This window comes from uncultured Fibrobacter sp. (assembly GCF_900316465.1).
In the GTDB taxonomy this organism is placed as follows: domain Bacteria; phylum Fibrobacterota; class Fibrobacteria; order Fibrobacterales; family Fibrobacteraceae; genus Fibrobacter.
Genome location: NZ_ONDD01000001.1, coordinates 32,857 through 53,036 on the forward strand (window position 1 = coordinate 32,857; position 20,180 = coordinate 53,036).

General features: G+C 51.9%; 11 protein-coding genes. 3 read left to right on the forward strand and 8 right to left on the reverse strand.

Going from position 1 to position 20,180, the window contains the following annotated elements; genetic code table 11:
- Positions 1-24: 24 nt before the first annotated feature.
- From QZN53_RS00130 to QZN53_RS00155, 6 genes are all read right to left on the reverse strand, one after another.
- Positions 25-2,829: a T9SS type A sorting domain-containing protein gene (locus tag QZN53_RS00130; RefSeq protein WP_294650714.1), complete on the reverse strand. Its 2,805-nt coding sequence runs from the start codon at positions 2,827-2,829 to the stop codon at positions 25-27.
- 108 nt (positions 2,830-2,937) lie between these two features.
- Positions 2,938-5,847: a glycoside hydrolase family 43 protein gene (locus QZN53_RS00135; RefSeq protein ID WP_163436587.1), complete on the reverse strand. Its 2,910-nt coding sequence runs from the start codon at positions 5,845-5,847 to the stop codon at positions 2,938-2,940.
- A 287-nt stretch (positions 5,848-6,134) separates the two neighbouring features.
- The gene (locus QZN53_RS00140; protein WP_163436588.1) at positions 6,135-8,528 is read right to left on the reverse strand and encodes a DUF4859 domain-containing protein; all 2,394 of its coding nucleotides are present in this window, start codon (positions 8,526-8,528) and stop codon (positions 6,135-6,137) included.
- Positions 8,529-8,635: 107 nt separating this feature from the next.
- A complete protein-coding gene (locus QZN53_RS00145; RefSeq protein ID WP_163436590.1) occupies positions 8,636-10,147 on the reverse strand; it encodes a polysaccharide lyase family 1 protein in 1,512 nt (503 codons plus the stop codon).
- Positions 10,148-10,162: 15 nt separating this feature from the next.
- Positions 10,163-11,548, reverse strand: a complete 1,386-nt coding sequence (locus QZN53_RS00150; protein WP_205428102.1) for a right-handed parallel beta-helix repeat-containing protein — start codon at positions 11,546-11,548, stop codon at positions 10,163-10,165.
- Between the two features lie 171 nt (positions 11,549-11,719).
- Complete coding sequence (locus tag QZN53_RS00155; RefSeq protein WP_163436594.1) at positions 11,720-13,348, reverse strand: LamG-like jellyroll fold domain-containing protein; 1,629 nt, start codon at positions 13,346-13,348, stop codon at positions 11,720-11,722.
- Positions 13,349-13,477: 129 nt separating this feature from the next.
- On the opposite strand from QZN53_RS00155, the gene QZN53_RS00160 reads away from it, so the two are divergent.
- Positions 13,478-14,338, forward strand: coding sequence for a TIGR02147 family protein (locus QZN53_RS00160; RefSeq protein ID WP_163436595.1), 861 nt, complete (start codon positions 13,478-13,480; stop codon positions 14,336-14,338).
- A gap of 43 nt (positions 14,339-14,381) precedes the next feature.
- Here QZN53_RS00160 and QZN53_RS00165 read toward each other — a convergent pair whose 3' ends face one another.
- Positions 14,382-16,508, reverse strand: a complete 2,127-nt coding sequence (locus QZN53_RS00165; RefSeq protein WP_163436596.1) for an immune inhibitor A domain-containing protein — start codon at positions 16,506-16,508, stop codon at positions 14,382-14,384.
- A 237-nt stretch (positions 16,509-16,745) separates the two neighbouring features.
- Between QZN53_RS00165 and QZN53_RS00170 the strand changes: the two genes are divergently transcribed.
- Together QZN53_RS00170 and QZN53_RS00175 are read left to right on the forward strand one after the other, a co-directional pair.
- Positions 16,746-17,570, forward strand: a complete 825-nt coding sequence (locus QZN53_RS00170; protein ID WP_163436598.1) for a TIGR02147 family protein — start codon at positions 16,746-16,748, stop codon at positions 17,568-17,570.
- Positions 17,571-17,655: 85 nt separating this feature from the next.
- A complete protein-coding gene (locus QZN53_RS00175; RefSeq protein ID WP_163436600.1) occupies positions 17,656-19,134 on the forward strand; it encodes a hypothetical protein in 1,479 nt (492 codons plus the stop codon).
- A gap of 59 nt (positions 19,135-19,193) precedes the next feature.
- Here QZN53_RS00175 and QZN53_RS00180 read toward each other — a convergent pair whose 3' ends face one another.
- Complete coding sequence (locus QZN53_RS00180; protein WP_163436602.1) at positions 19,194-20,090, reverse strand: A24 family peptidase; 897 nt, start codon at positions 20,088-20,090, stop codon at positions 19,194-19,196.
- Between the last annotated feature and the right edge of the window lie 90 nt (positions 20,091-20,180).

Consider the following 20,180-nt stretch of genomic DNA (forward strand, 5'->3'; position numbering starts at 1 on the left):
GCCGAGGCGCACTTATTTCGAAACTTATCTGCGCATAACCTTGATAGTCTTGCTCAAACAGGAGCCATCGCGATCCATTCCGCGAACATTCACGATATAGACGCCCCTGCCGAAGGGTTGCAGATTTACCGATGCCGTGCCGTTTGCAGTCACGACATCCTTGCTCAGCATCGGATTTTTGCCACTCAGATCAGTCACGCGAATTTGCGCGTTGACAGGAATACCGTAAAAATACACGACATCATCCTCTACGACATAATGAAATTTCTGTGCAGGAGAGAAGGATGCAATTAAGGTTGTCGAAGAATCCGTTTGAGTTGTATCGTTAAGCACCGTTGAATCTCCTTCGCCAGAATTTTGAATTGCGAGTTGCTGCGTCACGCCGATGTAGCGGCTAAAGGTATCGCCAGCGTTATCCTTGAGCGTAAACTTGATATAGTCTACGCCGCCAAAACTGTCGGCGAGTTTCACCGTCAACCTGGAACCGCTCACGGTCGCCGTCACGCCGCTCGGGGCCGACACGGTGTAGGTTCCGCCGTCGTAACCGCGGGTAAACTGCGCAAGGTCAATTACCTGGGTTTCACCCTTCGCGAAGGTGTAGTGCGCGCGGGCCATCCATTCCAGGTAGCGTTCCAGTTCCGTCCAGCCATCGCCCAGGCGGTCCCTGTTCGCTTCGCTAAAGTCACCGCTCTTCGACTTCGGATTGTAACCATACATACTTTCCCACCAGTCCGGGAGGCCATCGAGGTCACTATCGTAATCGTTGGCCCAGCTTACGCTCGGGTAAGGCTCCCAGCCCTTGATGTTCGCCGTATCCTTCACGTCGGTTTCGCGGTCGGGAATGCCCGCCATGCTACCCACGGAACCCTTCATGCTGTAGGTTCCGTTCTTGGTCTCATTTATCACGCGGGTGTCGTGATTGTCAAGTACCGGCATGCGCTGGCCCACATCGCTCAGCACATCCTTGTAGGCGGCCTTCGCACTCTGGACAGTTGCATACGAGGCAAAGAAGGGCTTGCTGTTCCAGGGTTCCCAATCCAGCACCTGCCCGCCAGAAAGCGAATACTCTCGACCGCAATTGTCGTTGGTGCCGTCGCAGGTGAACTTGCCGCCCGCAGCCTCGAGAACGTTGTTGTGGTAGTAATACGCCTGCGAGCCCTTGCCCGTACCTTCGAACTGTGCGCGCAAAGTATAGCCGTGCAAGGTAGTGGCGGCGCCCTCCTTGTAGTAATTGCCCACGAAGTTCACCTCGTGCGCACCGCCATCGGTCACGCGGCTCACCCAGTTATAGACAACGTTGTTGAATATGTCAAGGCGACCCGCGTAGTAGCCGTTCCCGTCGAGGCCACCGCCCAGGCTCCAGTTGCGGCCCGCATTGTGTGCAAGCAGGTTGTGGTGGAAGCTGCCGATATCGCCGCCGATAGTCGCCGCATACCCGTGTCCCGTCCCGACGGGGTAATTCTGGTGGTTCGCAATGTTCAGCGCCTCCGAAATCAGTGTGCGCTGCAGCGTAAGGTTCTTGCCACCACGACTGCTAAACGCCTCATCAATCGTCCAGCTGATACTTGCATGGTCCAATATGCTGTGGTCGCCACCGGTGAGCCCCATACCATCGTAGGTAGCACCGTAGCCCAGGCGCACACGCATGAAGCGGATGACCATGTCCTTGCCCGTGAACCCGATGGGGGCGCTCTTGATGGTAATTCCCTTGCCGGGAGCCGTCTGCCCCGCAATCGTCACGTAATCCTGATTGCAGACCAAACGCGATTTCAGCTGGATCATTCCCGACACCTTGAACACGATGGTACGCGGGCCAATTTCTGCCGTGCACGCCTCGCGCAAGGAACCCGCACCGTCATCGTTCAGGTTCGTCACGTACACCACCTTGCCACCGCGGCCACCCAGGGCGTTGCGGCCATAACCTTCGGCACCCTCGAACGCGACGCGGCCCGGCTTGAACGACCAGACATTCCCTGCCGTGACCGTTCCGTTCGCATCGACCTCATCTACGCGCCAGTAGTATGTCTGGAGCGGAGTCGTACCGCTCACCTTATACGAACTGCCGGATTGTTCGCCCTTGTAAACCGCAGTGCTCGAGGGCGTTGCCGTAAGCACAGCCGCCGAATCCGTCCCGAAATAGATACGATGCTTTACGGCCGACTTCGCCGCCGTCCACGAAAGCGTCAGCGCCCCGTTTTCATGCGGAGCGTGATAATCCAGATCCGCAGGCGAAGGCCCTGTCGCCTGTGCCGCCGCATTGGGCACGTTCAGTTCAAAGCCGTTCAGGGTAACCGTGCCCGTATTCAACTTTATCGCGGTCGAGGCTCCCGTACCGCTTACATTAAAAGTCACGTAGGCAATCGCCGCCTCGCCTGTCGAGAGCGCACGATTCGTGGGCTTGATCGAGGCCTGCTTCGAGTTGTTCACGTAGACATCGATGCTGTTGCTCGCCACCGTTCCATCGACATTGTTCAGGTACAACAAGAGACTGTGCGTCCCTGCCGCAAGATTCGAGAAGGTGAGCGTAATCGCCCCACCGCCTTCGACCATCACTCCGTCGCACACAAGGCGCGCATAGCTCGGGGACTGCACCCCGGCCTTGTACCAGTTGGCCTTGAGGTTAGCACTTCCGGCAACATTCACCTTCACGCCCGAAAGCGTCGTATCTTTCGAAGCGACACCCGAAACCACCCAGGGCACGTAATTCGGTTCCGTAACCTCGCTCGAATTGCGTCCGCTCATGTCAAAATCGACCTTGATGACGGGCGATGCAGCAAAGGCAAGCGCCGCCGAGAGGCCCAATACGCGAATAGAGTTCAAACATCCCATACAAAACTCCTTTCTGCCCACAAAAATACCCTCGGATTTGCTCCGGGGGTAGGGTAAAAGAAATTTCCAGTTGTCCACGGACTACGGCGGGCACCTGCGGTGCTTTTGTCACTTCGCAAAAACGGGCGGTCGGGCCTTGCGCAAACGCATTTCCTTTACCCGCGGGCTGTCCGCAGTTCCCAACAGGCGACCGCGCACATCGTAAACCTTCGCGCCACGCATATCCTGCAGGCTGCGTCCTGTTTCAACGCCATTGCGAACCGCAAACGAAGTGGTCGAAGAATCAGGATCTTCCACCTGGATTTGCGTGCTGTCGCCCGCCACGCTATTCACGGAAACCGAAAGCAGGTCGACCACACTCTTCTCACAAGTAAACCCGAGCGACATCTCGGCAGTCGATGCGCCCCTGTTTACCGCCTTATAGTGATACGCCTTGCCATCTTGCGCCGTGATGCGGGCCGAGTAGGTAACGACATCCTTTTCGCGCGAGACATCCATCACCACTTCGGCGTTGCGCATGATGCCAGCGAAATCGTCCCAGTTCCAGTCGAAATCGTAATCGAACGTCCCCGCGTTATCCATCGCAAAGGCATCGGCACGCAACAGCGTCGTCGCCCCGCCGGCAGTCGCACGCACAATGTAATTGTCCCAGTTGTTCACCTTGTTCGCATCGGCAAGCCCGTAAACCGGCTTGTTTCCGTAATTCATAAAGCGGAATGTTGCGCTAAAGTCGCCCGAGACCTTGTATTCAGCCGTCTTCTGCGCATTGAACGCTACATTGTATTCGCCACCGTCGTTTATCGTACCCGCCACGATGCGATTTTCAAGTGCTCCGTAGGCAACACGGCTCAACTCGAGCGACGCCGCGTCGGCACCGAGCAAGATTTCGTAATCGCCAACCGGTGTCCCCGTAGCCGTAACCGCATACACTAGCGAGTCGGATCCATCCTTCGCCGCACCGCGCAAGAACGCATACACATTTATCAGGTAGCCGTCCTTTTCTGCACGCAGGCGGACTTTTGCACCGTCGTACATCTTCTTGAAGGCATCCCAGTTTTCACCCCAGGCATTCCAGTAGTGCACCGTATTTTCGCCACCGAGCGTTTCCACGGAATAGCCGTCGGCACGCAGGTACCACATGTCGCCACCGTTCCTAAAGACGAGCACCCAGTTGTTCCAGTTTTCGGCTCCGCTCTTTACCTTGTTCCTGAATTCAAATTCCGTGACAAAGTTCCCGCTTACCTTCACGGACTCAAATTCGTCATAGGCATCCCATGCCGTGCTAAAGTCCTTTTTCCCAACGACCTTCACGCTGTCGCCGTAATAGCGGGCATCCTGCAGCACTTCGGTTTTCGGCACACGGTAACCCCAGAAGGCACGGTTCCCCGCCTTGTTCATCGCCGAGAACGTAAGCGTCCGCTTGCTCATATCGTTCTGCAACTGGTCAAGCACCACGCCCTCGTAGACAGTTCCACCCAGAGTAAGCGTCACGTAGCTCCGGCCCTTCGCATAGTCGTAATCCCAGGTTCCCGTGTAGGCGCCTGTCACCGTACCGTCGGCATTGAGTTGCATGTTCTGTTCCTGGTTCACCGCCACGGAATCTTCCCAGGTCTGCGGGTTGTTCCTGGGCGGGTTATGCATAATCACCTTGTACGGGCCCGCGATATCGCTGCGGTCGAGCGCACGCGCCAGTAGCCCGTAACCCTCGTGATACTCGAAAGGTGCCACCACAATCCAGCCCATCCTGTTAAAGAACAGCTGGTGAGTCTCGACATTGTGCCAACCCGTATGGTTGTTGAACTTGCGGTGATAAACCAGATACATGCCGCCATCGTCGTCGCGCAATAGCGAATTGTGCCCATCCGCAATTTCGGCACGGTCTTCGGCCCAGAAACTCCAGCGGTAATTCGCGACAATCGGGAATCCGCGGTCGGTATTGCCCCAATAGTTCAGGATAAACTTTTCAAAAATCGCAGGAGTCCCATCCACATCGACATAGGGCCCCTTCACGTCCTTGCTGCGGAACACGCGCATGGTGTAGCCGCCCTCGGGCGAATAGAACCCGTAACTCACGAACAGGTAGTAGTAGCCATTGCCGTCCGCATCCTTGAAATACTGGATGTACGAACCCTCGCCACTCACATAATAACCGCCACCCACGTGGATACCCATGTAAGGGTCCTCGAGCATCGAAGTCCCGCTCCACTTGGCCGCGCCGTTGTTCCCGTACTTGTACGAATAGTCCCTGAGACCGGTAGACTCATCGAGCTTGACCAGGAAAAGCCCGCCGCTCCACGAACCGTACAGGAGCCACAGGTTTCCATCCTCGTCGTAGAACACGTTCGGGTCGATGCAGCTGGAACCATAGCCGCCATCCCACTTGCCCAAATTAGTGACACCGTTGTTTGCGATATAGTAACGCTCGTCGATTGTCGAAGAACCCGTCACCTTCGCGTAGTCGGCATTGGCGGCAGATCCCGCCGTCTGCTTGTCCATCCCGCCATAGACGACCGCACCCTTGTACTCGTACGGCCCCTCGATCTTGTCGGATGTCAGGAGCACAATGGAACTTTTCCAGTCCTCGCCCGCCATCGAAAAGTACAAGCACCACTTTTTCAGCTTCTTGTTCCACACGATATCGGGCGCCCACAAGTTCCCCTTGGCGGTCGCGGAATTCGTATGTTCCGCATAGTCGGCTTCCGCCTTGAACACGCTGTAGTAATCGTCCCTGGCCTCGTTGCCAGTGACATACACCGTGCCGCCCCTCGAAAGCTGCGGCGTAAACGGGGTCCAGTCCAGCATATCGCGGGAATATGCCGCCCCGTTCATGGTCCCGAATATGTAATAATACTTCGTCCGCGACTTGGCCGCATCGTTTTCAGGATACGAATTCCCGCCCGCGTCCTTATAGACCACAATGACGGAAGGATCGTGAACGGCGACCGAGGCCGCAAATGCGGCAACAGCCGCGAGAGATAAGGCGACACACGCCGCCCTGAATGTTTCCAATACACCCATACCACACTCCTTTCCAGAGAATATATAAAAAAACTACACTTTTTGCAATTAAAAGTCAATAGTTTTACAATATTTTAGAATAATATGATGAGATTTTAGCAACGTTTTTCTTAAAAAAAGTCCACATTTTACAAAATGCGCCCCGAAGGGCGCAGAATCCGGCGTCATCGACTACCTAGCTATCTATATGGCCGAGCATAAGATTTACACCAAATAAAAAATATCCCCTAGCAAAGCAAAAAAGCACCCCGGCATTCGCCGGGATGCCTTTGTTTGGTATCATCGATTTATCGGAAAATGCTTATCGATTTCGCCTCGCGGTAGCTGCCGGTCGTCACCTTCACGATATAGGTCGCCATAGGCAAGCCATTCATATCAAACGCAAACGTATGCGCACCGGCATTCTGCACGCCAACCATTTCTTGGGCTATTAGAGCGCCAAAGCCCGTAAACAGGCTGATTTTTACATTGTCACGCAGCGGAAGCGTGTAACGCACCTCGATCTGGCCGCGACGAAGCGCAAGGTCAACATGAGTCGAAAGTCCCTCGAGTCCATACATCAACGCCGCTGTCGCCTCGCCACTCCCCTTTTCGTTGGTGATAGTCACATTTACCTTGAACAGCACCGACTTTCCGTTGTACGAAAGCCCCTGCGTAAAGCTGTATTTTTCGCCGTCCTTCACGCGGTTCGGATAATGTCCAACGGCAAGCGTCCCCTTCGACAAGTCGGCTTCGCTGAACACGTAGGCGGACTCACCCCATTCCACCACCTTGCCGTCTTTACCGAACCAGTGTCCCGGAGCGGTGGCGGTGCTGTTGGTCACCATGTTGCCGTCGCTTTCCTGGGCAAAGAAGGTCGCCTGGGAAAGAGTCGCCGCAGTAAGCCCAAGCTTTTGCGCGATTTCATTTACATCAAATTTTGCCGCGACCGTCGCATAATTGTCGTCAATCGGAAGCGTCACCGAGATGGAATATGTCGTGGCTCCGTCCAAGACAATCTTTTCGGAGCTGCTGGAAGCCACCACGCTGCTAGAACTTGCGGGAGCGACAGAGCTGCTCGATGCCACAGAACTACTGGACACAACCGGGGTTTCGCCGATTTCGGGCCACTTGTAATCCAGTTTAAAGTCGTTGTAATACTTGACGTTTGCAGCCCCTGCGCCACTCACGCCCGTTTCCAGTTTCAACTTATAATCGTAATGCAGCTTGCGAATTCCCGTATTGCCGGTGTACTGGTAATCGGTATTCACGATGACCGCGAAAACCATCTGCGCACCGTTTGTCGAAGAAGGCGTCTTGTCCAGGCGAAGCGTTGCAGAGCCCTCGCCCGTAATGGGTTCGCTGTACACAGGTGTACCGTCAGTTGCGCGGTAGCACAGCAAGAAATTCATGTTACTGTTATTGGAATTCGCGCCGTTCGGGTAGAAACTCACCGTCACTTCTTTAGCGCCGCTTTGTACCTTCAGCGGCACCACGTTCGAGCCAGACCAACCCGGAGTTGTTTCCTGATTCGGAACAAGGTAGCCGTTGCTTTCCGTCACCGTCTGGTAGGGCGTCATGGTCCAGGTGTAGCTTTTCCTGTTATTGTCCCACATGTCCTGTTCCCAGTAGGTGTCGCTTCCAAAATGCTGGTTCAGCAAATTCTTGATTTCGCCGGACCATTTTTTCATGTCAAGCATCGCAAGCCTTGCGCGGAATTCGGTAATGAGCCTGCGCACGCCCGCATCGCCAAGGCCCTTGTCGAGGCCGTAGGTTTCGAGCAGGTATTTGGTCTTGCCGTAAGCGTTTCCGTAAATCCAGCGCACAGCACCCGTTCCAATCCATGTGCCGATAAAAGTCGGGAAGATGTTGCTGTACTGCGAGCCGCCCAGCAGGTAGCGCTGATTCTTGCCGGTCACGCCTCCGTCATCGGCACCGCCGCCGGGGCCACCGAAGGTGCCGTCAATGAGCCAGCCCGAATAGCATTCGATCGGCATGAACGGCGCAATGACCGTCGCCGCATTCAAAAATCCCATACCGCTGTATACACCATCACGGTGACTGAACATATCCTGCTGAATCCATGTGTTACCCGCTTCCTGGAACCAGTGTGCATCCTTTGCGCCAGGGTAGCCGTTCGTCATCGAGTGGATTCCCTCGTGAATCATCGCATCCATCTGCGCCACGCGATCGCGGTAGGGGCAACTCGTGTTAAAACTGTAGAGCGGATAGAACGAAGCCGCCACCGCCGTGTAGCCCGCCACCCATGTCTGCCAACCACCCGTGGTATCGTCCTTCGCACCACCGGCACACGTACCCGAGCCATAGTAATAAACGGCACTGTACTGGCCTTCTTGCGCCTGGGCATCCGGCGCCCATCCCATCTCATTGTACAGGTACTCGAAATCGGTATCGTACTTCTTGAGGATCGAATCAATCGTCACGTCGGTAATGCGGCTGTCGCGATCCTTGCCCCAGTAAAACGCCCACCATTTACCGGCCTTCTTTCCGGTAACGCCCGAACAATTGTTATTGAACTTGGTCGGCGGCTGAATGTCGCCCAGATTAGACTTCGTGTCGTAATCCAGGTCGCTGCGGTAACCGGGCCATGTGTAAGCATCACCCGACGCCGCGTATGTGTGAACACCTAGGGCAGCCGACAAAACGGCGCCCGGAATCAATCCCAAACAACTTTTTCGCATAACACACTCCAACTTTTATGCTGACATAAAAAATACTCCCTAGCAAGCTAAGGAGTGTCGAAAACTTTGTTTACGTGTTGTCTACAGACAACGATTGCTCCACTACCTTAAAGACGAGAGCATTTTCTTCGGGACTGGAATATTAATGTTTGGTGAAGCCCTCGCACAATGTAGTGGCCTTGCGGGAGGCTAGACTTCAATTGTTCCCATTCGCTGTAAAAGCCCTGCTTGATCAGTTTTCCTGTCAAGGAGAAAATTTGCACCTTGGTCATAGGCGAAATGGTGAACTCGACATCGGTTGCAATCAACCGCGTTGTGTTTTCGGAGCTACTTGAAGAACTCGTAACGCTACTAGAACTTACTTCGGCGACAGAACTTGAGCTAACAATCACCGGGTCGATTTTCGTTCCTTTTTCATATTCGCTGATATCAATTTTACCAATGCCAGAATAATTTGTCACCAAGCCCTTCACATCGCCTACGGGATCTGCACTATAGCTGTAGACGCTCTTGGGATTGAAAGTTCCCTTAGGGATTTCCGTATCGTAAGTGACCCATGCGGTATCCTTGGAAGTAAGCGAAGTACCGGGATTTACGGAAATCTTCATTTTTTTGCTGTTACAGCCACTACTCTGGAAGTTGGCGCAGCCTTCGTAATAGTTTCCAACAATGGTAGCCACGCCATCATCGCCAGCGAAAATCGCCTTGCTGAGGCCCGCATAGTGATTATTTTCAAAGTAGTCGTCAGAACCATAGCGAACATTCGGGCCGTTGCCTGTTCCCTGACCGAGAACATAGTTGTTATAAAGGTGAATTTTAGTATGGCGCATCATGGGAGTACGCGCATCCAGGTCCTTATAAAAGTTATGGTGGATAGTTATTTCATGACGAAGACTATCTCCGTTGCTATTGCCAATGAGGCTTCCCTTATGATGGTTGTGGAAATAATTCCAGCTAAAAGTCGCATTGTAAATGTTGTTCTTGGCATCCAGCAGACCATCGTAGCGGTCCTTGTTGCCGGTGTAGGCATTATAGAATTCGCAGTGATCGATCCAAATGTTATGGCTTCCCTGCTTATTCTTGTCAGCCCAGTTAGTGGCAGCAGAGTCCGCAGAAATCGCGATGCAGTCCGGGTCATTGAGGACAACTTCTGCCCCATTGCGGAAAGCGATCACCTTGTTTTCGTCGGTCTTGCTAATGGGAACATCGCTCATGGTGAACTTGATGTTACGAATGATGATGTTATGTTTATTCTGAATCATCAGGCCCACTCGATTAAGGAACGCCGATTCGCCTTTACCGATGATCGTCTTGTTATTGCCGACCAAGACCAATTCGCCATAAGTCGTTGCCGTACCCGAAGAGGCCACATGGCCATTTTCATCGATAAACGTCTTGATACCGGTATTGATTTCCCCCTTCACGATAATGACGTAAGGAGTTTCCAAATCTTCGGCGTACTGCTTAAATTCTGCAAAGTTGGAGACTTCCACAACCTTGCCCCCGTTACCGCCGGTAGTGCCCCCTTCCAAAGTGGCATACCCCACCATATCGAAGTTAGGGGTAGCCGCAAAGAGCCCCACATTCATCAAGAGAATTGCCAAATATTTTGCTTTCATTTTTCCACCTCTTTATTAAAACCAACTGACGCTCCAACGGAAAGGTTCCGCGGATTTTACCGAACGCCCCAATGCATTGAACCTCGGGGCATCTTTACGTCTGTCAGCAGGGGCCACCCTGCGGCGAATAACAGTCGTTGTAGCACTGCTAGAAGACACTTCCGAAGAACTGGATTCTGCTGCAATTTCGCCATATTCGTAAGGTCCAAGATCCGGTGCCGAGCCAACATAATCAAAGCCAATTTCCGTCCCCTTGTCAATCAAGACGCTCCCTTTTTTCAGGCGGAACAACTTTGTGTACGGGAGCAGTCCATCCGCATTTCGGGCAATCGTCGCAAGGCTCGTGTCCAACGACTCAAAGTCATCGTCACTCACAGTCACCGAAATGTTCCAGGAATTCGTTTTCTGTTCGCTAGACGAACCAAAAGAGTCGGCATTTTTGCCCTTATAAGAGATATTGTTCCGCAGGTGATGCTTTTGCCCCGCATTCAGCGCCCCACCCATTCCATAATTGGCGGCACCACTGCTTCCGTTGCGGTAAGCAAGGCTCTGTTCCACCGTAATGCCACCCGTATTGTTGTTCTGGTCAAAGCCCTTTACCGGATTGTCAAACGCAATACAACGCGTGCAACGGTGATTCGCTTGGGCTTTATTGCCGCCCATCTTAAAGCCATTGCCGTTTCCATCAAAGAGCTCGGCCGCATAGCCAAAAACATTGACCCCATTCCGGAACGCCCAGGAATCATAGACAATGACACTGTCGGGTGAATCAAAAAAGTCAAAACCGTCGTCGGAATTTTCCCAAGCACGGCAGTTGATGAACACATTTCCTGCTCCCTGAGTCTGCTTGCTCGCAAAGCCGTCAGCCATGCCGCCCTTTTTCTTGGGGTCATAATTACGGTACGCATCTACGTTGACCACCAGCGTATGATTCCCGCCCTTGTTAATTTCCAAACCGGAATTGCGGTTTTCGAAAAACGACATGTTGTAGAACTTGTTGTACGACCCTGTCACATAGGCTCCCTGGTATCCCGCACGGGTAATGGCGAGACCGTGAAGTTCGTAATAACTGCCGGTCATGCTCAGCCCCACGCCCTTGTCGACATAGGTGAGTTCCGGGAACTGGAAGTCTATCACGGCGGTCGCATGGCCCGCCGCATAGAACACAATGGGCTTGTCCGCCATTCCTGACTTAGAAAGTGTAATCGTATTCGCCTGACCCTCTGTATAGGGCACCTGGTATGTTCCCGCTTCAAAAAAGACGGTATCTCCGGCGGAGGCCTTAGTCATGGCCGAAACAAAATCGTCGCCAGGCTTTACATGGGTATTCCCGGCAAGCGCCAAAACGGCAAAAGTTGCCGTCAAAATTTCCACCAAGCGGATATTCTTCAAATAATTCATCCCAAGTACATCCTTTGATATTCCGACAAACATTCATTTTCGTTCTCAAAAATGTTCTCAAAATATCAAAACAGAATATAAGTTATTCTTTTCATAAAGTCAATAGATACAGCGATTTTTTTGCAAAAATGTTCTCATTTTTACAAAAAAATAATTATTTATGGATTACGCCTAGCGGGCCGAAAGGGCTGGCCAGTAATTTTCGGGACGCTGGTTCAGGTAGGTAAGGCGTGTCCAGTCGTCATCGCGGTAACAGCTCCCAAGCATGAGTTCGTCAATCATGCCGGTAAAGCCGCCCACTTTGAAGTCGGCCAGTTCACGGACGCCCGTCCAAGCGATTTGTTCCGGCTCCGTTTCAATCTTGCGGTCGTTCACGTAGAAATTGGACTGCGAAGTCGTGTGGCGGCTGAAGGCAACATAGACCCACTCGCCCGCCTTAATATCAGACGTTCCAGACACCCAGGCGTATTTTATTGAATCGGAACTCGTATCGGGAACCCAGAGGTCAACCACAAAGCCCTTCTCCGGATCATAGCGCAACGCATATTCCTTGGACTTTTCAAAGATGGTCTGTTTTTCTTCGAGATTGTCAAGTTTTACCCACACCGAGAAACAGAAATATTCGCTACCGTCGTAATTCAAGTTCACCTTGCGCGAGGAATCAGTCGCACTCGAATTCTCGACGACAATAACATCGCCTTCATCAAGTTCCACTCCCCTACCAACAACACCGTCGGCAGCCACGGCCCCTGTCGGCAGACCTTCGAAGTATCCCTTTTCCGCTCCATCGTCCACGGGTGCAAGGCCGCTATCAAAATGCCACACCAAAGAATAGCTGCGGTTCGTGGGGAACACATCCTTTGCGTACGCGGGGTTCATGGTGTTGTCAAAATGGAGTTCCAGGGAATCTGAAACATTCAGCGAATCGACACGCACCCAGAACACAGCCTCTTTGGTCCGAGCATCAAAGTAGGTTCGCGCAATAGGGAGTTTCTTGCTGCGGTTTCCGTCCTGCGAAATGCGCACGGCCTCCCAGCGGCCGTTCACCACCTCCGCAGAATCGAAAGCAATTTCTTTTTCCGTCAAGCGAATGGCCAGCGGGAAATCGCTCACGACGGTGCCGAGCGAATCGATTTCATCGGGGAGTGCGAGCGGAGCCTTGAAGGAGTATGTCACCGAATCGCCCCAGACTGTAGTCTCTTCAGGCTTTACGGAAACATCCTTAAATCCAAACGGGCTCATGCCATCCATGTAAACAATAAGTTCAAACGTGTCTGCCGGGAGGCTATCGACCACGATTTTCCCGTTCTGTACAGAAACCCTTCTGCGAATTGTCGTCCCGATAACGATGGCTTCGCCACCCTGGTTTTCGCGGAACGCGCCCGATACGAGAAGCTTGACCGTTCCGGAATTACGCAAGGTGTCATTTACAGCAAGGGGCTCGTCCTCTTCGGCACTCAGGTCCTGCACTAGAAGCATCTGGCCGGATTCCTGGTGGAAAGCCTCCAAGGAGAAACTGCCCGACGGAATGGTGTCAAATTCATAGTTTCCGTTTTCATCCGTTTCGGTTTCGAACGCGGAAGGCAGGACTTGGTCAGCCTCGCTTGCAGCAACGATGTTGTAGTCGCCCGGCACACACTGAACTTTCGTACGGGCGGCAGGCTTACCATTATCAAGCACCAAGATACCCGCGAGTTCCGGGGAACCCGTTTCGGCACTATTGCCCGCCACATGGCTGTCCGAAGAACAACCCACAAAAAGGGCAACGAAACCCGCTAAAAAGTATTTCAAAGTATCCATCACCACTAATATAAATATAGTTTCGCTAAAAAGGAAAACAAATATTCCCTATGATAACGCGTTGTTTCTAGACAACGGGAATATTGCACTATCACCCCTCTTCGCAACCATTTTTCTTACATTTAAGGCATGGGCGAAAAGAAACCGACAAAAAGGATCTTCGAATACCTGGATTACCGGGAATTTTTGAAAGATTACTACAACGCAAAGAAAGAGGCGAACCCCGCCTTTTCGCTTCGCGTGTTTTCGGACAAGATCGGTTTCAAGGCCAAGGACTTTATTAGCCGCGTCATGAACGGCGGCAAGAACCTTTCGAGCCAAAGCATTCCCAAAGTGGCTTCGGGGCTTCGCCTCGGCAAGCACGAAACCGAATTTTTCGTGGCGCTTGTCAAGTTCAACCAGGCCGAAACCACCGACGAACGCAACGTCGCCTTCGAACAAATGCAGGCCGTGCTCAAAGTCGTACGATTCGCCGAAAAGCAGCACCTGCTCGGGCATGCTCAGTACATGGTATATTCCGACTGGCGTCACCTCACTATTCGCAGCCTTATCGGAATGTTCGGTTTTGACGGCAACTACGAGGCGCTCGCCAAGCAAGTTCGTCCGAACATCACTGTTGAACAGGCAAAACAGTCCGTAAAGCTACTCGAAGAATGCCAACTCATCAAGAAAGATGAATCGGGCAAGTACGTGCTGACCGAAAGCGCCATTACCACCGGTGACCGTACCTCGAAACTGGCACTCCGCGGCTACCACCAGAATTGCCTCAAACTTGCGGCTGATTCTATCGACCGCGACGCTCCGGGCACGCGCCATGTTTCGGGCCTTACGCTCGGCATCAGCCAAGAAGGCTACGAGCGCATCGTAGAACGCATCAACGCATTCCGTAAAGAAATCGCCCTCCTCGCCGAAGAAGACGAAGGGAGCGATAAAGTTTTCCAACTGGAATTTGCATTGTTCCCCGTCGGCGGAAAAGGCAGCGAGAAATAGACCGCCCGCCGCGCGACACTTGGCGGCGCTCGTAATCAAGCATTTAAAGATTGATTTTCTTGACAGCAATTACCTTGCTGCCTACCGTCAGGCGTACCACGAATGCGCCACGGCTCACGTTGCCAAGGTCAAGCGTCGCCGCATTTCCCGTAAACGATTCTGCATACAACAAGTACCCCTGCATATCGAATAGGCGAAGCGTCTTTACCCCTGCGACATTCGTAGACACATGGAGCATGCGGCCATCCAGCGAGTAATGCACCTGCGGCACTACGGTACCGGCATCGACAACGCTCATAAACGCAGACGAACTGGATTCCGGCGCAACACTTGAAGAAGATTCCGCGACCGCCTGGCTAGAGCTAGAAGCAACGCTGCTCGACGATTTCTGCTCGCTGCTGGAGCTGCGCACGCTGCTAGAACTTCTGGCCGAACTGCTGGAACTTCTCGCAATGCTACTGGAGCTTCTGGCGATACTGCTAGAACTTGCAATGCTGCTGGAGCTTGCCACAGAAGAACTGGATTCTTCTTCGGGGCAAGCCGACAAAGACATTCCCTGCGACGTAGTAAAGCAAGCCCTATCATTACCGTTGAGTACAATATTGTAAATGCCCGGTACAGAGGCTTTGCCATTCTTGTTTACGTACGAGAAATCCGCGTAATAACCTTTGGCACCTTGCACCGCCACAATCGCCACTCGTTGGTGATTAATGTCTCCATTTGCGTTATTGTTCGTCACGCAAGTTTTCTGGTCAAAATCAATATACCACACGTACACGCCGTTGGCACTGGAGCGAGCGCCCCAACCCAAGGAATTCTTGATATACGAATCATACGATTCCGCAGGGCGATACTCCACAATATAGTATTCATCGTTTTGGTTCGGGTTCGTAACGGAGTACGCCTGCAACTGACTCAATTTCTTGAGCGAATACGTTTTATCGGCTTCAAGTTCTTTCAGCTTCAGCCAGCCCATAATTTCTTTTTCGTAGGCGGAATAGCCCATGGGCGCGTTGCCCTCGTTAAACGTAGAGCCGTTATACATACCCAGCGACATAATGTCGTAGACACTCGGACCGTCGACCTGGTTGTTGTTTGCGTCCTTGCCGTAATGGTCATTCAAGCCCATCACATGACTGAACTCATGGGCAAACGTACCCATCTTGTTGATTTTCGAATTCCTGGAACCGTCCGCATACTGGGCGATAAACAAGTACTTGTCAAAAGTATAGCCGCCTGTTTTATACGCCGAAGGGAACCAACCCGAAGAAGATCCGTTCGACTGCATCCAGAACTGGTGTCCCCAGAACAGACCGCTCTGCTTAAGGGCATCTTCTTCCATGCCCGGGAACAAGAAGATAAAGCCATCGACATTGGTTCCGCTGAAACAATACTTGGCCGCATTAGCCTGGAAATCGGCACGTTTTGCCAACTCCGTAAGGCCCTCGGCAGTAAATTGGCCTTCCTTAAAATTGTCGCCGGTGCCATAGTCCGTCAACGCCTTGTTGAGCTTGATCGGGTACACGTCGAAATGCGGCGAAAACATGCTGTCGGACACATACAAGAAGTAGTCACGCAGGCTTCCGATATTGTTGTTGACGTTGTAGCCCGGCTTGTTCAAGAAATCATAGAACGCAGCCGAATCGCCATGATTTTTATCGGACGTGCCAATCAAAAGCACCGGGAACCAGCGTTCTCCCTTCGTCCACTTTTCAGAAACCGCACGGCGAAGCATCGTGGCAGATACGCCGTCTTGGTTGTACGCCATCACGGGCGTATGGGTAAACGTCTGTTCGCTGTTCAGTCCTTCTTCATCGGGAAATCGGCCACCATTCAGTTCTTGGTGCTTTTGGTGAACCGCCTCCTGATTTAGCCCGTTCAAGAACGATTTTTCTTCGGCGGTACGGTCCACCGGATTCTTTGCAATAAACTTGCTCGGAGTACCGTCTTCGCCCACATACACGTAACTGCCGTTGCCATCACCCGTTACAAGGAACCCGTCAGAGGTTTCTGTAAAGAAGTAATGTTCGTCACCAAAATGACGAATCGAAACGGAGCTACCGTCTTTATTAGAAATAGTCTGGAAACCCGGAGCAGCCGGACGTGCATTCACCTGCGAAACCAGAATGCCCATTGCCGCTATCACATATGTAAAAAGCACCTTTTTCATTTCCCAAAATCCTTTCCCATAAAATAATCCAATTTCGCCCAAATATTCCTATTTAGAGTAGTAAAAATGTGTTAGCAGCGTGTAAGAAAAGGGCCAAATTCATTAAAAAACATGAAAATGTGTAAAAAATTCCCGTTTTTCACCCTTTTACCGCCTTTTTGTGAGCAGTTCAACATGTTCTCAAAAATTTTAAAAATTCTTATACAATATCCCCGCAAAAAATCTATATTAAAAAACGTGAATCGCTATTTAGACATTTACCAGTTTACTCACTTCCGCAAGTTCTTGGAAGAATACCAGGTTGCCCGAGCCAAAGAGGAACCCGGTTTTACCCGTACCGAAATTTGCAACCTGCTCGGCCTCGAAAAAAGCCGCAGCTACTTTGCAGACGTTGTCAGGGGCAAAAAGGTTAGCCCCCGCATGGTACAGAAATTTATCGAAATCCTGGAACTCGACAAAAAAGAAGCCAAATATTTTGAAACCCTGGTCGAACTGGACCAGGCCAAAAACGAATCTATCCGCAACGCCGCGATGCAGGAACTGCTAAAGCAGCACCCGAACCCGCAGCATATCATGAACGAGGACGCCTACGAGTACTACAGTCACTGGTACAACAGCGCCCTTTTCGCCGTATTAGACGCCATGGACGTGGACGACGACATGACTCCGGTTCAAAAGCGGATATTCCCCAAGGTTCCGCTTGGCAAACTGAAAGATTCGCTCGCCCTGCTCGAAAGGCTCGGGCTCGCCCGCAAGAACGAAAACGGATTCTGGAAGCCCACTAAAGAAAGCATCAGCAGCGGCCCGTACAACAACGCCGACCTGATCAAGCAATACCAGTTACAATGCTTTGAACTTTCGAAGCAAGCCCTCATGACGCCGCCCAAGCAGCCGACTACGATGAGCACGCTCACCTTCAGCATTTCGAGCGAAGCTTACAAGAAACTCGAAGCCGAACTGCAGGAATTCAAGGCAAAGGCCAGGCGCATTATCGGCGAGGACAAAGAAAAAGCCGATGGGGTTTACCAGTTGAACATTCACCTGTTCTCAAATTTGGATTAGCCACTAACGATAGGGATGTAAAATGAAAAAAGAACAAATCAAATCTTATTTGTCCCTCGTCGTTGCGGCAATATTGTCTCAGGTTGTGGCATGCAGCCCACCGAATGACGCCCACGAATCGGACCACGCCGGAGTGCTCACCGAAACTGAATCGGGGCACACCGTGGCTTTTACCCTCCACTCCTACGTCGACGAATACAACCCCAAACAGTCGGCCAAGGTCAATTTCGCACTGACCAAAATCGTAGACGGCAAGACAAAATTGTTGGATTCCGCCACAGTCAAATACGGGGACTACGCCGTATTCGAAGACATAACGGGCGCTTACAGCGTCGTTGCGACCGCAACAGGACTAAACGGCGAAAAAGACACGCTCTACGGCGTCGATGTCTTGAAGCGGAACGATGTGGACACGGTATACGTCCACGTGCAGGAACCTGCCACCCTGAAGATTTCGACCTCTTACACCGAAACCGTCAAGAGTAGCCACGGCGAAGAAACGCAAGAAATTTTCTCTGAAGGCTCAACCCTTTGCATTACGGGAACCCTCACTTGCAAGAAGATTTCCAAGGACGACATCAAGCGCGGCTACGCCATTGTCAAGAACATCCCGCTTTTTGACAACGATGATTACGTCAAGCAAATTGAAATTCAAAGCGGCAAGGAACTCCGCACGCTTGGTGTCGAATGGAATTTCAGCGCAGGCGATACCCTGTACGCAAGCGACGCCTTCATCGCCGAAAAAACATTGCTCGATTTCGACTTCAAGCTTCCGGAATCGGACATGTACGACACGATAGGCGGTGCCGTGATCGATTCGCTGATTGTCCCGGTCAAGATTGCCGATGACGATTTCTACCATTACAACTGGAAAGCAGATTTCTTCCTAGACCAACTCGGCAACGTCATCTCCACTTCTTCGAAGAAAAAAGACTTGCTCAACGACACGACTCTATACTGGATTGTCGTTCCCAAGATGGATCCGACCGCGAAGTTGACGTTAGCAAGCGGAGAATTAAAGGACTCCTATACTTATAATCGCCTCAGAGCCTACTGGCCCGAAGTAGAAACGGACACTCTTTGGCGTTGGATTGAAGTGTTCGAAGATTCCAGCTTCGCCATCAGTTTCTGGCTTGAACTGGACAGCCTTGCCGACAGCACCGTCCTGCTGGGCAACTGCGATAGCCTGGGCTTCGAAATCCGCCGTTGCCAAAAAGATTCTACCGCCATCTGCACTAGAATCTATAACGGCATCGACACCGCCTCTACCGATTCCATTGAATACGGCAAGGCCAGCATTCTTGACGGCAAGCGCCACCACTACTCGCTCGCAATCCACAAGAAGCACTTGACTATTGCGGTGGACGGCGTTACCATCCGCGATACCGATTTGAAACTGTCCGAGAAATTCTACAGCGTCGAAGGAATCAGGGCGACCCCTGGTCTTGCAAAAGACATCCTGTTCTATTCCTTCGGGGACTACATTCGCTACAAGGGCGACAGAAGCTGGACCCGCCTAAAAGCCTGGCTCTACGCCTTCTACGAAATGCAGAAAGATATTTAGAATACGTCATTGCGAGCCCATTACAAATGGGCGAAGCAATCTACTTACTATGGACGTTTTTACTCGCCCACGACGAGCTTTAAATAAAGTTCCTTCAAGGCATCGCCCCACAGGTACATGAACGGGGCGGCCACCGCAAGGAAGGGGCCAAAAGGAATCTGGCCAGCGCCTTCGTCTTCTTCGGCGGAAGCATTCTTATTTTGCGAAGCCTTACTTTGAGCAGCCTTTTTAGCGGCACGGTTTTCAGCAATCTTTGCATACGGCACCATAATCAAAATGCCAAGAATCGAGGCAACCACCAGCACTTCGACCGCGCGGGTCACACCCATGAGTGCGCCAAAACCGGCCAGCAACTTGACATCGCCAAAGCCCATGGCAGCCTTGTTCAGCACCTTGGTCGCCACCCAGCCAAGCAAATAAAGGCCACCACCAGCAGCAACTGCACCCACGATACTTTCAAGCGGAGTCACGCCCCCCGGAATAAAAGAAATGATAAGGCCCGCGACAATGCCGCCCACCGAAATAGAATCAGGAATTAATTTGTACTTAAAGTCAACAGCACTTACCGGGTAAATGCCAAGCAGTAACCAGAACAAGGCCAACGCATCGGCCCACACCTCAACACCTTGCACCGGAGCAGTAAAATCCGTAGTAAAACCGGTAGCCGCATACAAGGCAAGAGCACCCAAAAGGCCACACAAAGATTCCCCAATGGGGTAAATAATGCTAATGGGCTGCTTACAGCAGGCACTCTTCCCTCTTAGAATAATCCAACCTATAATAGGCAAGTTGTAATACAGCGGGATATGCTTTTTGCAAAGCGGGCAATGCGAAGGCGGGTTAATCAGCGAAATTCCGCGGGGCATGCGGTACACAATTACGTTATAAAAACTGCCAACACAGGCTCCCAGCATAAAAAATACGGCCAGGCAGTACCAAAGTGGGATTTCTTCCATAATCTTGCTCCATCAGTGTAAATTTTCACTCACGCTTTTCAAATAAAAAAGATAGATTTAAAGTGTAAAAATTGTTTAGTATTTAATTGA

What these genes read in the sequence shown, in the direction of transcription:
- QZN53_RS00155 (WP_163436594.1), bottom strand. Translation starts at nt 13,348, where the DNA reads ATGGATACTTTGAAATACTTTTTAGCGGGTTTCGTTGCCCTTTTTGTG.
- QZN53_RS00135 (WP_163436587.1), bottom strand. Translation starts at nt 5,847, where the DNA reads ATGGGTGTATTGGAAACATTCAGGGCGGCGTGTGTCGCCTTATCTCTC.
- QZN53_RS00145 (WP_163436590.1), bottom strand. Translation starts at nt 10,147, where the DNA reads ATGAAAGCAAAATATTTGGCAATTCTCTTGATGAATGTGGGGCTCTTT.
- QZN53_RS00165 (WP_163436596.1), bottom strand. Translation starts at nt 16,508, where the DNA reads ATGAAAAAGGTGCTTTTTACATATGTGATAGCGGCAATGGGCATTCTG.
- QZN53_RS00150 (WP_205428102.1), bottom strand. Translation starts at nt 11,548, where the DNA reads ATGAATTATTTGAAGAATATCCGCTTGGTGGAAATTTTGACGGCAACT.
- QZN53_RS00180 (WP_163436602.1), bottom strand. Translation starts at nt 20,090, where the DNA reads ATGGAAGAAATCCCACTTTGGTACTGCCTGGCCGTATTTTTTATGCTG.
- QZN53_RS00130 (WP_294650714.1), bottom strand. Translation starts at nt 2,829, where the DNA reads ATGGGATGTTTGAACTCTATTCGCGTATTGGGCCTCTCGGCGGCGCTT.
- QZN53_RS00140 (WP_163436588.1), bottom strand. Translation starts at nt 8,528, where the DNA reads ATGCGAAAAAGTTGTTTGGGATTGATTCCGGGCGCCGTTTTGTCGGCT.
- QZN53_RS00160 (WP_163436595.1), top strand. Translation starts at nt 13,478, where the DNA reads ATGGGCGAAAAGAAACCGACAAAAAGGATCTTCGAATACCTGGATTAC.